At 61.8% G+C, this 14,165-nt stretch carries 11 protein-coding genes and 1 pseudogene; 5 read left to right on the top strand and 7 right to left on the bottom strand.

All coding sequences use genetic code 11. The annotated features are described in order from the left end of the window. Positions 1 to 654 precede the first annotated feature (654 nt). The 4 genes from DEJ54_RS19585 to DEJ54_RS19570 all read right to left on the bottom strand — a co-directional run bounded on the left by DEJ54_RS19585 (position 655) and on the right by DEJ54_RS19570 (position 4,184). The gene (locus DEJ54_RS19585) at positions 655 to 1,362 is read right to left on the bottom strand and encodes an FCD domain-containing protein (RefSeq protein WP_113156469.1); all 708 of its coding nucleotides are present in this window, start codon (positions 1,360 to 1,362) and stop codon (positions 655 to 657) included. Positions 1,363 to 1,380: 18 nt separating this feature from the next. Further along, on the bottom strand, positions 1,381 to 2,658 hold the full coding sequence (locus DEJ54_RS19580) for a TRAP transporter large permease (RefSeq protein WP_113156468.1): 1,278 nt from the start codon (positions 2,656 to 2,658) through the stop codon (positions 1,381 to 1,383). Further along, positions 2,655 to 3,152 carry a TRAP transporter small permease gene (locus tag DEJ54_RS19575; RefSeq protein WP_162742396.1) on the bottom strand — a complete coding sequence of 166 codons (498 nt, stop codon included), beginning with the start codon at positions 3,150 to 3,152 and terminating at the stop codon, positions 2,655 to 2,657. The genes DEJ54_RS19580 and DEJ54_RS19575 overlap by 4 nt, the downstream gene beginning before the upstream one ends. A gap of 66 nt (positions 3,153 to 3,218) precedes the next feature. Next, a complete protein-coding gene (locus tag DEJ54_RS19570; protein ID WP_113156466.1) occupies positions 3,219 to 4,184 on the bottom strand; it encodes a sialic acid TRAP transporter substrate-binding protein SiaP in 966 nt (321 codons plus the stop codon). A gap of 136 nt (positions 4,185 to 4,320) precedes the next feature. Here DEJ54_RS19570 and DEJ54_RS19565 point away from each other — a divergent pair, with 136 nt between their 5' ends. Genes DEJ54_RS19565 through DEJ54_RS19550 form a run of 4 tightly spaced genes read left to right on the top strand, consistent with a single transcriptional unit; the run spans position 4,321 to position 9,039 of the window. Further along, the gene (locus tag DEJ54_RS19565; protein ID WP_162742395.1) at positions 4,321 to 5,244 is read left to right on the top strand and encodes a dihydrodipicolinate synthase family protein; all 924 of its coding nucleotides are present in this window, start codon (positions 4,321 to 4,323) and stop codon (positions 5,242 to 5,244) included. Continuing rightward, on the top strand, positions 5,241 to 6,470 hold the full coding sequence (gene uxuA / locus DEJ54_RS19560) for a mannonate dehydratase (RefSeq protein ID WP_113156464.1): 1,230 nt from the start codon (positions 5,241 to 5,243) through the stop codon (positions 6,468 to 6,470). The genes DEJ54_RS19565 and uxuA overlap by 4 nt, the downstream gene beginning before the upstream one ends. Continuing rightward, positions 6,467 to 7,582 (top strand): o-succinylbenzoate synthase, encoded by a 1,116-nt coding sequence (menC, locus tag DEJ54_RS19555; RefSeq protein ID WP_113156463.1) that lies wholly within the window; start codon positions 6,467 to 6,469, stop codon positions 7,580 to 7,582. The genes uxuA and menC overlap by 4 nt, the downstream gene beginning before the upstream one ends. After that, a complete protein-coding gene (locus tag DEJ54_RS19550; RefSeq protein ID WP_113156462.1) occupies positions 7,579 to 9,039 on the top strand; it encodes an aldehyde dehydrogenase in 1,461 nt (486 codons plus the stop codon). The genes menC and DEJ54_RS19550 overlap by 4 nt, the downstream gene beginning before the upstream one ends. A gap of 223 nt (positions 9,040 to 9,262) precedes the next feature. Here the strand turns inward: DEJ54_RS19550 and istA are convergent. After that, a pseudogene (istA, locus tag DEJ54_RS19545) lies at positions 9,263 to 10,255 on the bottom strand (IS21 family transposase); the annotation flags it as partial. A gap of 419 nt (positions 10,256 to 10,674) precedes the next feature. Between istA and DEJ54_RS19540 the strand changes: the two are divergent. Next, a protein-coding gene (locus DEJ54_RS19540; protein WP_113154401.1) for an IS3 family transposase occupies positions 10,675 to 11,777 on the top strand; the annotation gives its coding sequence in 2 pieces (ribosomal slippage) (positions 10,675 to 10,936 and positions 10,936 to 11,777; 1,104 coding nt in all). 209 nt (positions 11,778 to 11,986) lie between these two features. On the opposite strand, the gene DEJ54_RS23300 is transcribed toward DEJ54_RS19540, so the two are convergent. Both DEJ54_RS23300 and DEJ54_RS19535 read right to left on the bottom strand, forming a co-directional pair. Beyond that, the gene (locus DEJ54_RS23300) at positions 11,987 to 12,193 is read right to left on the bottom strand and encodes a hypothetical protein (protein ID WP_162742394.1); all 207 of its coding nucleotides are present in this window, start codon (positions 12,191 to 12,193) and stop codon (positions 11,987 to 11,989) included. A 228-nt stretch (positions 12,194 to 12,421) separates the two neighbouring features. Next, positions 12,422 to 14,122 carry a thiamine pyrophosphate-requiring protein gene (locus tag DEJ54_RS19535; RefSeq protein ID WP_113156461.1) on the bottom strand — a complete coding sequence of 567 codons (1,701 nt, stop codon included), beginning with the start codon at positions 14,120 to 14,122 and terminating at the stop codon, positions 12,422 to 12,424. Between the last annotated feature and the right edge of the window lie 43 nt (positions 14,123 to 14,165).

Below are 14,165 nucleotides of genomic sequence, written 5' to 3'. Positions count from 1 at the left end.
AATCAAGCCGCTACCGTGGTCTAGTTTTCCACCGCCGTTCTCAACGGCATAGGTGGGCGGACGGACGTATAGGCCCACGATATCGTGCAATTAGTCCGCGAAAGCGGGGGCCTTCGACAGTTTGAAAACACGCCAACGGTGCGGCGCGAGCCCGTGCGCGACCCAGATCCGCTGCACGGTCGCGACACCGAGCCCGACGGCCTTCGCCATGGCCGTGCCGTCCAAAGCGCCGCCTCGTGCGGTGGAGGCGCCTGCGGCGGGCGGGCCTTGTCGGACAACTGGCCTCGCCCCTGACTCAGCAAACCGCTCTTGTCAGCGCCAGATGGTTGTCTCCGGCTTCCCCGTAGAGGCCATGATAGCGTGCGTGCCAAATCTCCCGTCGGTAAGCACGATGATATGCGCCCGCCAGATATGCTTCTGGGCCGTGTTCCGATCAGAGATGATTGTTCAAGCCTGCGGCGGTCCCAAGCCGAAACATTGATGAACATTCCGGTGCGCTGCGCAGGTTCGCACAAATGCAATCAGACGAGAATCTTCAAATCGGACTCTTTCGTTTGGGTCAACCCACTAGCTTACGAAACCAACGGCAGAAGGCTCTCCTGTCAGTGGCAGAGCCGCCACTCCACCTCAAGCTTTGCAAACCAACCCGGTAAGTTAACTTGAAAGCCCCAAGACCTGCTCGGTGTCGCGAAAATGTCGGCTCATCGCCTGCGATGCGGCCGGGCCATCACCGGCCTCGATCGCCGTGATGATCGCCTCATGGTGATCGCAGACTTGCTTGTTCCGCTCCACGTCCGGCAACGTAATCCGTCGCTCGCCGATGAGCCAGCGGGCGATCGCCTTGACGATCTCGGGGAGGATCGGGTTGTTGGAAATTTCCGCCAGGGCTTCGTGGAAAGCGATATCGGCCTGCCAGAAGCGTTCCTGGTCGTGGGTGCTCTTCCGGGTTTCTTCAAGTATGGCCCACAATTTGGCGATCTCCGCCTTGGTGGCCGTTTGCGCCGCCTTTTCGGCCAGGCTGCTTTCGATGAAACGCCTCAGCTCCATCAGGTGCCGCAGGTTGGCCCGCTCCCGCAAACTGCTCTCGACCACGAGGTCGAGTTGCTGGATAACCGTCTCGAAACCCGGCTTGAGCGGCCTCACCCTCTTGCCCTGATGACGGGTAGCCAGACCGCGACGCTCAAGCGAAAAGAGCGCCTCGCGAATTGCCGGACGACCAACGCCGAAGCGCTCCATCAGGTTTCGCTCGGAGGGGAGGTAACCGGCTTCGTCATACTTCCCGCCAACGATCTCCTTGGCGAGAATGCGCTCGACCTGCTCGTAAAGCCGTTCAGCCCTTACTTCGTCCTGCTTGAATTCCAACGTCTCTGCTCCGCCCTGTCAGGGGCCGTATATCACTCCCGGTAGCCATGTTGAAACCGCGGGAACGAAAGTGATGATAGCAAGCACAATAAACAGTGGAATGAAGAATGGAATCGTGCCCGCGACCGCGCGTTCGAAAGGCACCTGCGCGACCCGGCTGAGAACAAACAGCACCATTCCGATGGGCGGTGTCAACAGGCCGATCATCAGGTTGAACACGACGATCACGCCGAAATGTTCGGGCGAAACGCCGAACTGCACCGCGATGGGCAGGAGCACCGGAACAAGGATGGTGATCGCGGCGATGGTTTCGAGGAAACACCCGACAATGAGCAGGATCAGATTGATGATCAGCAATATCGCGATCTTGTTGTCGGCGATTGAGAGAAGCAGGCCCGCGAGTTGCTCTGTGAGATGGTTCGCCGTGAGAATCCAGGCGAAGACGGTGGCCGACGCGACGACGAACATGACCGAACCGGTCGCCTCGACTGTTTCCAGCATGACGGACGCCAGCTTCTTCATGGTCAGGTTCCGGTAGACCACAAGTCCCAGGAACAGCGTGTAGAACACCGCCGCGATGGCCGCTTCGGTCGGGGTCACCATGCCGCTCACGATGCCCCCGATGATGATCACCGGCGTCAACAGCGAGAGGAAGGCACGGCGGAAGCTGTGAACAAGGGCGATCCAGGCGAAGGAGCGGTCCCGCCCATAGCCCCGCCGCTTGGAAATCACCACGACCATGAGCGAGAGCATCAGCGCCGTCAGCAATCCGGGAACGACACCAGCCATGAAGAGGCGGCCTATCGATTCGGAAGCCACCACGCCATAAAAGATCATTGGCAGCGACGGCGGGATCAGCGGGCCGATCACCGAGCTGGCGGCGGTGATGCCGATGGCAAAGCGATCGTCATAGCCCGCGTCGCGCATGGCCTTGATCTCGATGCTGCCCATGCCGCCCGCATCCGCGACGGCGGCCCCCGACATGCCGGAGAAGATGACGCTGGCCGCGACGTTCACATGCCCCAGACCGCCGCGCAGCCAGCCGACGCAGGCCAGCGCGAAGTCAAAGATGCGATCCGTGACGGAGACGGCGTTCATCAGCGAGCCGGCGAGAATGAAGAACGGGACCGCGAGCACCGGAAAGCTGTCCAGCCCACCGATCATGCGCTGCAGGACGGTCAGTTCGGGCAGGCCCTCGACAACGAAGAACAGGATCGACGACCCCAGCAGGGCGACGCCGACCGGCAGTCCCAGAAACAGACCAGCGAACAGCAGGACAAACAGAAGGACGGTCATCGGGAAGCACCTTCCTCAGCGGAAAAATCGGGGCGCGGCGTGCCGGTGAACACATGCACCACGCTGTGCAGAACCATGAGTGCGAAAAAGCCTACGACGGGCCAATAGAGTGTGGTCAGCGGCAGGTCGACCATCGTCATCGATCGCCGCGTGCGCGAAGCCAGTTCCCAACCGTAGAACGTGATCCAGAAGAAGGTGGCGATGTTCACCGGGAGGATGACATAGCGCTCCGCCCAGTTCGCGGCATTGCGGCCGAACCATTTCTCGAAGAGCTCGATCCGAAGCTGGGTTCCGTGCCGCACCGAGATCGCCGCGCCAAGGAAAGACGTCGCGATCATGAGATAGCGGGCGACCTCCTCGGTCCAGCCGAACGAGGCGTTCAGTACATAGCGTGTGAAGAACTGGAGGAAAACGACCAGTGCGAGGGCGCTGATCAACAGGATCGCAGCGCTATTCTCGGCGCTGCCGAGCAGACGATAGATGCGTGGGAGCACGGGCCACCTCCAGCTTGGTCGCGCCCGCCGCTCCAATCGAACGGCGCGCGCGCGATGCGTTGCAGCTTACTTGCCCAGCGCGCGGATGGCTTCCACCTGCTCGGTGGTCCAGCCGACATTTCCTTCGGTCCATTTCGGCTCGACCAGCGCGGCGAAAGCGGCCCGGTCAGGCTCCGTCACGGTAACGCCCTGATCACGGAACCATTGGACGAGTTCAGCCTCCTGGGCGACGATGTCGGCGGAGGCATTGCTGGCGGCCTTGGTCCAGGCATCCTGGAAAACGGCCTTGTCCTCGTCGCTCATGCGCGACCAGACATCGCCGTTCACGACGGCAAAGAAGCCATCGGTAAGGTGTCCGGTGAGGGCGATATGGCTCTGAACCTCATGGAACTTCTTGGCCTTGATCGTCGGCAGCGGATTCTCCTGCGCATCGACGGTGCCCTGCTGAAGCGCCAGATAGACTTCTGCGAAGGCGATCGGGGTGGCATTGGCCCCTACGGAGTCGGCGAACATGGTCAACAGCGGAACCGGCGGAATGCGAAGCTTGAGGCCGCGCATGTCTTCGGGCTTCTCGATCGCCTTATTGGAAGACACGTGGCGCTGGCCATAATAGGTCAGGCCGAGGATCTTGTTGCCGCTGGCGGCTTCGTAGCCGGCCGTGATGTCCTTGTAGATATCACTACCCGGATATGCGTTGAAATGATCCATGTCGCGCCAGATGAACGGGGCGAGGTGCAACTGGATGGGCGCATGGATTTCGGCCATGAGGCCGGGACTGACATAGCCCATGTCGAGTGTACCGAGATTGATGCTCTCGTTCATTTCGGCCTGGCTGCCGAGCTGAGAGGCCGGGAATATCTCGATCTCGTAGCGTCCGCCCGTGCGTTCCTTGATTTCTTCCGCCGCCTCCAGGGAGCGGACATGGAATGCCTCGGACGTCTCGTAGGCATGGCCGAACCGCAGTGTTTCGGCATTTGATGCCGCCGCCGTGAAGGCGAGCGCAGCAACGCTCAGACAAGTCAGTTTCAACATGAACTTCCCCCTTGATTGGATTGGAGCACGCGACGAGCGCTCTTGCTATGTCGAAGGTATTGGTATACTATGTATGCCAAATCGTCAATCCTGCAGCTCCATGCAGAAAAATGCCTATCCATTGCGGAGTAACCATATGAAGAAACTGGATTTCTCTGGCGTCTTCGTCGTCATGCTCACGCCGTTTGACGGTGGTGGCCGCGTCGACCTGGATACAGTCGACGCGCTTGTCGACTTCTATTGCGACGCTGGGGTCGACGGGATCTTTCCCTGCGGTTCGGCCGGCGAAGCCCTGCATCTCGATCTGTCGCAGAAGGAAGCGCTGATCAACCGGGTCGCCTCGCGCGCCGCCGGGCGGACGCAGGTCCTGCCGGGCGCGATTGCGGCAAACTCCAGGGACGCCCTGGCCATTGCCAGGCTTGCCCGGGACGCAGGCTGCAACGGCATCGTCACGCCGCCACCCATCTACTATCGGTTTGAGCCAGCCTATCTGCGCCAGTATTTCCGCGACGTGATTGAGGGCGCCGGCCTGCCGATCGTGCTGTACAATATTCCTGCCTATGCCCAGCCGCTCACGCCGGAGCTCTTCGGCGAACTTGCGCAGTACCCCGCCGTGGCGGGCCTCAAGGATTCGAGCGGGTCGATGGTGGATTATCTCCACTTTCTCGACAGGATTCGCGCCACCGGCCGCCAGATCGGCTTGATGACCGGCCGCGAGGAACTGCTTTACGCCAGCCTGGCGGTCGGCGGTTCGGGCTCGATGAGCGCCATTAACGCCGTGGTGCCCGAGGTCATGGTGCGCATCCGCGACCTGTTCCGCGCCGGCAAGTTGGCGGAGGCCAACACGTTGCAGATGTCGCTTATGGAGTTGATCCAAGCACTCTACGCAGTCCAAGTGCCCATTGCCTTCCGCGAGGCTCTTGCGATGCGGGGCTTCCGGATGGGACGCGCCGTTCATGACATCCCCGCCTCCGAGCATGCAGCGACCGACGCAAAGCTTGCGCGGACCCGCGAGGCCCTCGACGCAGCACTGGCGGCGCACAAGGATACCGCCGCATGAGGTCGAGCTGGAGATGGTTCGGCCCCTCGGATCCAATGCCCCTTTCGCGGGTGGGTCAAACCGGCGCGGTCATGCTCGAAACCTCGTTGAGCGATTTGCCCGCCGGCGCCGCGTGGACGGATGCGCTGATCGCCGAGCGACGGCAGATGGTGGAAGCGCACCGGAACGCCGAGGGCCAGACGCTTCGCTGGGAGGTGCTTGGCGGCATCCCGATACACGATGACATCAAGCTCGGGCGCGGCGACGCCAGGCGCTACATCGGGACGATGCAAGAAAACGTGCGCCGGCTTTGCGGGCAAGGCGTGCGGCGCATCCTGATCAACGCCATGCCCCTGATCGACTGGGCGCGCACAGAGTTGACCCGCCCTCTCCCCACCGGCGCAGAAACGGTCGCCTATGACGCGCTCGACGTGACCGTCTTCGATCTGTTCCTGATCCGCCGGGTCGGCGCCGAGACCGACTATTCCCCCCGCGTGCTCGCCGCCGCGAAAGACCGCTACGACACGATGGACGACGCCCGTCGCACCGAACTGAAATCGATGCTCACCACAAGCCTGCCCGGCGGCGACAGCCGGCATGACCGATCCGCGTTCGACGCCCTTCTTGCTGACTACAACCGGCTCGGCCGCGCGGAGTATCGCGCGCATCTCTATGATTTCATCGGCGCCGTCTGCGACGTTCTTGAAACCGAGGGAGGCTTGCTGGGCGTCCATCCGGACGATCCGCCATGGCAAATCTGCGGCCTTCCCAAGATCATGTCCTGCCTCGAGGACTATCAGTCGCTGTTCGACGCGGTGCCGTCGGCCACGAACGGCATCCTGTTCTGCTCCGGTGCGCTCGGCGCTTCGCCAAAGAACGATCTTGTGAAGATCGCTTCGGTCCTGCGCGGCCGCGTGCACTATGCGCATCTTCGCGCCGTCGAGCATCTCGAATACCACGCGGAGGCCGGCTGGAGCTTCCAGGAAGCCGAGCATCTGAGCGACAAGGCCGATCTCTTCGCACTCGCGCGGCTGCTGGTCGATGAGGAACATGCGAGGCGTGGCGCCGGAGAGGGCGCGCTGCGCTGCGACATTCCTTTCCGCGCCGACCATGGGCAACACATTCTCGGCGATCTCGACGTCCAGGACGGCAATCCCGGCTATGCGCCCATCGGGATGACCAAGGCCACGGCGGAACTGCGCGGCATGCTCCATGCCATCGAGCGGATGCGGGGTGACGCTGCATGACACTCCGCATCGATACCGTCCGCATCCACCGTGTGGCCCGGCCTCTCCGCTATCCCTGGCGGACGGCCTATGGCGAAGACCCCTCGATCGACGGGATCATCGTGGAGGTGTGCGCCGGCGGACATTCCGGCTGGGGCGAGGCGGCCCCTCTCCATGCGCCGACCTATTCGCCTGAAACTGCGGGAACCTGCTTCCATGTTGCCCGCGACTTCCTGGCGCCCAGGCTCCTGGGCGCGCGCCTCGAACATCCGACGGACGTCGGTCCCCTCTTCGACCTGTTCCGCGGCAACCCCTTCGCCAAGTCCGCTCTCGAAATGGCGGTCTGGAACCTGTTCGCGCAAGCACGGAACATCTCCCTTGCCGCCCTGCTCGGCGGAAAGGAACAGCCAGTCGAGGCCGGCGCCGATTTCGGAGTGCAGGACAGCCTGGACATGCTTCTGGACAAGGTGGGACAGGCCACCGATGACGGGTTCAGCCGCATCAAACTCAAGATACGGCCCGGTTGGGATCGGGACGTCGTCCGGGCTGTCTGCGAAGCTTTCCCGCGGCAGACATTCCATGTCGACTGCAATGCGGGCTACGGACGCGACGACCTTGCGCTGATGCGCCAACTCGACGGATTCGGGCTCGCCATGATCGAGCAGCCGTTCGGCACCCGCGACCTGATCGACCATGCCTGGCTTCAGGAGCGGATCGGGACGCCGGTCTGCCTCGACGAATCCGTGACCAGTGTTCACGATTTCGAGCAGGCGCTGGCGATTCGCGCCTGCCGCATGCTGAACATCAAGATCGGCCGCACCGGCGGCATCGCCACGGCGGTCCGCCTTCACGATATGGCGCGGGATGCGGGGATTCCCTGCTGGGTCGGATCGATGCTGGAAAGCGGTGTCGGCATGTCGGCCCTGATCGCGCTGGCGAGCCTGCCCAACTTTGCCTATCCGGGCGACCTGTTCCCCACCGCTGCACACTATGACAGCGACATCACGGGGCCACTGAGCTTTTCGGAAGGCTGCCGCTTCATGCCCGCCGGCGCGGGTGAAACCCCCATTCCGGATATCGCACGGCTCGACGCCGTGACTGTGGAAAGCTGCTCGCTGGAGACCCGTCCATGACCACCGCCTTTACGCCGCCCTCCTACCGCGTGGCGGGAAATTTCATCGACGGTGCATGGCGTGCATGCGACCGGGCGCCTCTTAGGGCCATCGCGCCCGCCGACGGTGGGCTTCTCTGCACCTTGCCCGGCTCCGGCAAGGCCGAGGTGAGCGCCGCGCTCGATGCAGCGCGGACTGGTGCTGCACGCATGGCGAAGCTCGGCGTCTGGGACCGCGCCGCGCTCTGCCAGCGGATCGGCGAGGCGATCCACAATGCGCGAGAAAGGATCGCCGAGGCGGTGTCCTGGGACCAGGGCAAAACCCTGGCCGAGGCGCTGGCCGAGACGGACCTCGCAGCCGAAGGTTTCCGTCATGCCGGCGAACTTGTGCGATGGCAGGAGGGGCGCATGCCCAGCGCCGCGACTCCCGGCAAGCGCGTGACCGTTTCTGCTGTGCCCAAGGGCGTCGTCGGGGTTATCACGCCTTGGAACTTTCCGGTGAACATCCCCACCGAATACATCTCCGCCGCTCTTGCAGCCGGCAATACCGTGGTCTGGGTGCCCGCGCCGACGACTGCCCTCTGCGCCGCAGTCTTCATGGAAGTCCTCGTTGAAGCAGACCTGCCGCGCGGCGCGCTGAACCTCGTCATCGGAAGCGGCGCCGAGGCCGGTGCCGCGCTTTCCGAAGATCCCCGCATCGATGCGATATGCTTTACCGGAAGCCCGGAGACCGGGCTGAAGGTGGCGCGTGCTGCCGCCGGCAAGAGCCAGCTTCTCGAACTAGGCGGCAATGGGCCGGTGATCGTTCTCGACGACGCCGATCTAGACAGCGCAGCGGCAGGGGCAGCGCTCGGCGCCTATCTGAACGCCGGGCAGGTTTGCTCGGCATCCGAGCGGGTTCTGGTTCAGCGGTCGGTTCATGACCGTTTCGTCGAGAAGGTGCTCGCGGCGACAGACCGGGTGCGCCTCGGTCATCCGCTGGATCCCGCGACGACGATGGGGCCGCTCAACAACGCGGCCGTGCTGGAGAAAATCGAAGCGCATATCACGGATGCCCGGAACCGTGGCGCCGAGATCCTGCGCGGCGGCAGCCGGGACCGGCGCAATGCCGACCTTCACTATTTCGAACCGACCGTGGTGACCGGTCTGGATACCGGGAGCCTGCTCAACCGCGAGGAGACTTTCGGCCCGGTCATACCGATCCTGTCGTTTGACGACGAAGACGCGATCCTGCAAGCCGCGAACGATAATCGTTACGGACTTTGCGCGGCGGTCTATACCGAGAGCCTCAAGCGGGCTGAGTATTTCTCGTCCGCCCTGCAAACCGGGATCGTCAACATCAACGATGCGAGCATATTCTGGGAGCCCCATATTCCGTTCGGGGGCGCAAGCGGCAAATCCAGCGGTTTGGGTCGAATTGGTGGCTCGGACACAATCAATCAGCTGTGCGATACCCGAACAGTCATCCAAACATTTTGAGAAGCATCGAGATTTGTAAGGTCGGCTAAACAATCATTGCTCACGGTCAAGCTGGATAGGCTCTTTGCTCTGGTACTGAGCTCGTTATTGCCGGTAAGTGGGTTTCCGCATTCTCTTTTAAACAAGTTGGTTGAATAGATGGAGTGGTTGCCGCTCTACCCACCCGACGCGTTCTGTTGGAGGATCGTCGGGTGGGTAGAGCGGCAACCACTCCATCTATTCACACCACCTCGTCGACATAGCCCCGGATCCACACGTCCTGATGGCCATATGCGACCGGAACAGAGTAGTCGTTGGTCCTATAGCGCACCAGCGCCTGGGAAGAGACCTGGCCACCGGCCTGGTCGCAGGCATCGAAGGGGGAAGCCGGCAGCGGCCGCATGGCGGCAAGGTCACGCTGCAGACGCTCGCCGATCGTCTCGCTCTCGCCACGCAGCCGGTCGCCCTGACGCTTGGGGCATTGATCCTCAAGCCACAGATTGAAGTCTTCCCACGTCGCAAAGCACGGGATCGGCACCATGAAGTTGCGCCGGGCATAGCCGACCAGACCTTCGACGCTGCCCTTGTCATTGCCCTTACCAGGACGGCCGTAACGATCCCGGACCAGGTAGTGGGGCAGGAAGCCCCTGAACAGTGTCGCGCGCTTGCGTGTGCCGTCGGGCAGTATCTTTGCCACCAGGCAGCGGTCGCTGTCGTAGACGATCGACTGCGGCACAGCGCCGAAGAAGGCGAAGGCATGGACATGGCCGTCCACCCATGCCTCTGCCACGGCTGCAGGGTAGGCGCGAACATAGCACGCATCGCTGTGCGGCAGGTCGAGCACGAAGAAGTGCGCCTTCTGCTCGACACCGCCGATGACAACCACGGCCTCGCCGAAGTCCGCCTGTCCATGCCCGGCAGGATGCGCCAGCGGCACGAACATCTCCTGGCCGTGCCGATCCCGATCACGCATGTAGTCCTTGATAATCGTGTACCCGCCAGCAAACCCGTGTTCGTCACGGAGCCGGTCGAACACCCGCTTGGCCGTATGACGCTGCTTGTGCGGAACCGTCCGATCCGCCTCAAGCCATCCGTCAATGATTGGGATGAACGCTTCCAGCTTTGGACGCCGAACCGGAGCCCGCCGTCGATAGCCGGGAGGAACCGAATACGTCATCATTTTGCGAACCGTGTCGCGCGATATGCCGAAATGCTTCGACGCTTCGCGCTGGCTCATAGCGCCGTCGCAAGCAACTCGAACCTTCAGATATAATTCCACGGTGTAGATCCCTCGTCCCTCCCAGCGCCAAGCAGAAAAGGGAAAAAGTGGACGACTTTTGCGACGCCCGCAGCAGGACAATCCTGCCGCTACCGTGGTCTAGTTTTCCACCGCCGTTCTCAATCTGGGGCAGCTGAAGACGTCCCGACCGCGCCGCCCCAATCGGCGCGATCGGGCGCTTGCACCGGCAGACCCTGCCGGTGCGGTTACGCCCAATGTCAGGCCTGCGCTTTTGCCGCATGGGCCCTGCCCTGTGCCTTGAGTTCCAGCCGCCGTGCATGCAGCACCGGCTCGGTTGCTCTGATCCCCACAAACTGGATCGCTTTTGGTTAGATTTTTCCGCTTAGTTTTCCCTGGCTGGAATGGAGCGGAGAGCGATGAAGGCATCGAAGTTTTCGGACGCGCAGAAGGCGTTCATTCTGAAGCAGGGCGATGACGGCGTGCCCGTGGCAGAGATCTGCCGCAAGGCCGGGATCAGCCAGGCGACCTATTTCAACTGGAAGAAGAAGTATGCTGGACTGTTGCCAGATGAGATGCGCCGGCTGAAGGCCCTTGAGGACGAGAACAGTCGGCTGAAGAAGATCGTCGCTGACCTGACGCTTGATCGCGAGATGCTGCAGGACGTCATTCGCCGAAAGCTCTGAGGCCTGCCCGGAAGCGCAAGCTGGTCGACGGGATGCTGGTGGAGTGGGGGATATCGATCAGACGGGCCTGCAAGGCACTGAAGTTCGAGACCTCCACCTACCACTACAAGTCCCGTCGCACCGGTCAGGCCGCGCTCGAACGAAGGATCAAGGAAATTTGCGAGACGCGGGTTCGCTACGGCTACCGGCGTGTCCACGTGCTGTTGCGTCGTGAGGGATGGACGATCAACATGAAGAAGACCCGTAGGATTTACAATGAGTTGGGACTACAGCTCAGGAACAGGCACCCTAAGCGACGGGTGAAGGCCAAGCTCAGGGAGGATCGCCAGGAGGCCATCGGACCGAACGATGTGTGGGCCATGGATTTTGTCCATGACCAGCTCGCGACCGGCAAGAAGCTCCGTGTCCTGACCATTGTCGACACTCATTCCCGCTATTGCCCAGCGGTCGATCCGCGCTTCTCCTATCGCGGCGAGGATGTCGTCCAGACGCTCGAGCGAGTATGTGGCCGTATCGGCTATCCGAAGACGATCAGGGTCGATAATGGCAGCGAGTTCATCTCCCGGGACCTCGATCTGTGGGCCTATGCGAACGATGTCACCCTCGACTTCTCACGGCCGGGCAAGCCTACGGACAACGGCTTCATCGAAGCCTTTAACAGCAAGCTGCGGGCCGAGTGTTTGAACGCACACTGGTTCCTGAGTCTTGCGGATGCCCGCGAAAAGTTGGAGGATTGGCGTAGATACTACAACGAGGTTCGGCCTCACTCGGCGATCGGATACAACGTCCCGATCGCATTACAAAATCCCGGTGGCGATGCCAGCCAGTCACCGTGAAGAAAGCCGGAAAACTCCAGCCACCGGCGCTCCAAAGTTCGGTCTCAGAGCAAAAGCCGGAAAACTCCAGCCACCGGCGCTCCAAAGTTCGGTCTCAGAGCATGCGGGACAAAACTATCCCAGTTGGTGGACCACTTTCAGGGGGCTATTCCAGTCTCTGCGGCCTTCAGTCTCGGAGAAAATTACAAAGGCGATGGAAAGGAGAGTTGCTACTCCCACCAGAAAGCGCAGCGCAGGTCACCGGTGGTGAGAAGATCAAGCAGCATCACTTCCATGAGATACCACGAAGAGGTTACAATAAGAGGCGCTCTGTATGGAAACAGTGCGATTTCAGGGATGCTTTCGCGCTCTCGCATAACAAAATCACGCGAGATTAGCGTGGCGCGATGGCTGCGCGCGAATTGATCTTTCAGCAATCACGTCTGCAGGAAAGCGGTTATCATGGCGAAATTGTCCCAGGCGACATTCATATCAACATCTCCTGAATGAGAATGCATTTCAGGTAAAAACACGTTTCAACCGGCGCATTCGACCCATCATCGGGCCGGACTTTGCTTTCAACGGATATCGCCTCAATGTGAATGTACAACCTATCTAGAACTCATACTGAGGGACGTTAAAACGCGGGATGCAAACTGACTCCATCATTCCGCTCGCACGCGCACATCGATCACCACCTGCCGCCGCTCTTCACGAACAACCGCAACTGCTTTGGAGAGGGCAGCAGGCAGTTCCCCTGCCTCCTCCACCACGCAGGTCCAGGCACGTGAGCTGGCGGCAATGGCGCAGTAGTCGGGCGCCGGTGATAAATCGGAAAGGGGAAAATCATTGGCGCGCGAGGCATATCCCTCGGGATAGACCTCCAGTGTCGAGAGCCTCACAGCATCCCAGGCACTATTGTTGAGTATGACCGTTATCAGGGCCAACCCGTGAGCTTCCGCGACCTGATGGCACGCAACGGGATTGGCGAACATGTAAGATCCGTCGCCGACAACGCACACAACCAACCGTTCACGATCAGCAAGTTGCGCGCCCAGTGCAGCGGGCAACGCCCAACCCAGACCGCCAGCTGGCGTGTTACCGAAAAACCTGTTGCCGGCCTTGAGTGTGTAGAACGGGGAAGGCGCTCCCCGTTCGTTAAAGACGATGCCGTCATTGCCAAGGATCTCGGAAACGCAGTGCGCAACCCATGCCTTGCTGGCCACGTCACAGCTTCCCGCTTCGGCCGTTTTTGCCACCTTCGCGCGATAGGCGCTATGTCCCGCGGCAATGGTGTTGCGCCGCGCAGTTGTGGCTGGCGGATGCTCCTCCAGCGCGGCATCGAGCGCGGCGAGGGTGCGCGCGGTATTTCCCGCGATCGCAAGTGAAGCGCGGTAAGAGCGCACGGGCATGCGCGCGAACAGCGGATCAGGACCGACATGGATTACCTTGGCCGTTTCGGCAGGCTGCGCAGCGCTTTCGATCCAGGCGACCGGCGCATCCACGACGAGCACAACATCAGCGGCCGGCAAGAGCTCGGCCAGATTGGGACCCACGAGCATCGGATGATCGCTGGGTATGACGTTGCGCGTGGCGAACACTTCGCTGACGGCGATGCCGTGCCGCTCGGCCAAGACGCCCAGAAGAGCCGCCACCCTGCCCGCCGGGTCGCCGCGCTGGCAAATAATAAGCGGGTTCTTCGCCCCCGCAAGCCATGCAGCTGCCTGTTCGATGGCCTGCGGATCGGGAGCAGTCGGGCTCGCTGCCACCTGAAGCGGCGTCCCCCCCTCCCGCGATTCCGGCGCGGGCTCACACAGTGGCTCGCGCGGAAGGCTCAAGTAAACCGCGCCAACCGGCTCTGACATGGCGATAGCATAGCCCCGCGACACCAGGTTGGCCGCGTTCTCGGCGTAGCGCAGTTCGTAATCCCACTTCACCAACTCGCGCACCATGCCGCTCTGGTCGAACTGTTCCTGTCCGTATTGGATCGGCGTGCGACGCGCACCCGGCCGATCATGCTCGGTCAGGGGTGTGCGGCCGGACATCATGATCACCGGCACGTCGTCGGCATGGGCATTGATCAGTCCCATGACGGCGTTGGCCAACCCGACATTGACATGCACCATGGCCGCCTGCGGCCGTCCGGTAACCAGATAGTAGCCGTGTGCCATGGCCACCAGCGCCGCCTCATGGGGAACGATGACCGGCTTCGGCGCGCGTTTTCCTTCTACGCCGCGACGGGCGTAGCTCTCAATTATCGGCGCGAAATCGCTGCCCGCATTGGCGAAAAGGTAGTCGACGCCGTTGGCTTTAAGACTGAACAGCACCGCATCGGCGCCGGTTGGGTTGTCGCGTGCATTAGTCATGAAAGCAATCTTTGCTGTGACGGGAATCTAGCGATGAACCGGC

Origin of the sequence: Nitratireductor sp. OM-1 (assembly GCF_003296175.1) — a bacterium.
GTDB classification, from domain to species: Bacteria; Pseudomonadota; Alphaproteobacteria; order Rhizobiales; family Rhizobiaceae; genus Nitratireductor; species Nitratireductor aquimarinus.
Note: the sequence above shows the minus strand (reverse complement) of the source record. Positions and strands in the feature narration are given on the sequence as shown.

Excerpts from the sequence above, each read along its gene's own strand:
- DEJ54_RS19580 (WP_113156468.1), bottom strand. The coding sequence starts at position 2,658 with ATGACCGTCCTTCTGTTTGTCCTGCTGTTCGCTGGTCTGTTTCTGGGA.
- DEJ54_RS19570 (WP_113156466.1), bottom strand. The coding sequence starts at position 4,184 with ATGTTGAAACTGACTTGTCTGAGCGTTGCTGCGCTCGCCTTCACGGCG.
- DEJ54_RS19565 (WP_162742395.1), top strand. The coding sequence starts at position 4,321 with ATGAAGAAACTGGATTTCTCTGGCGTCTTCGTCGTCATGCTCACGCCG.
- uxuA (WP_113156464.1), top strand. The coding sequence starts at position 5,241 with ATGAGGTCGAGCTGGAGATGGTTCGGCCCCTCGGATCCAATGCCCCTT.
- menC (WP_113156463.1), top strand. The coding sequence starts at position 6,467 with ATGACACTCCGCATCGATACCGTCCGCATCCACCGTGTGGCCCGGCCT.
- DEJ54_RS19550 (WP_113156462.1), top strand. The coding sequence starts at position 7,579 with ATGACCACCGCCTTTACGCCGCCCTCCTACCGCGTGGCGGGAAATTTC.
- DEJ54_RS19535 (WP_113156461.1), bottom strand. The coding sequence starts at position 14,122 with ATGACTAATGCACGCGACAACCCAACCGGCGCCGATGCGGTGCTGTTC.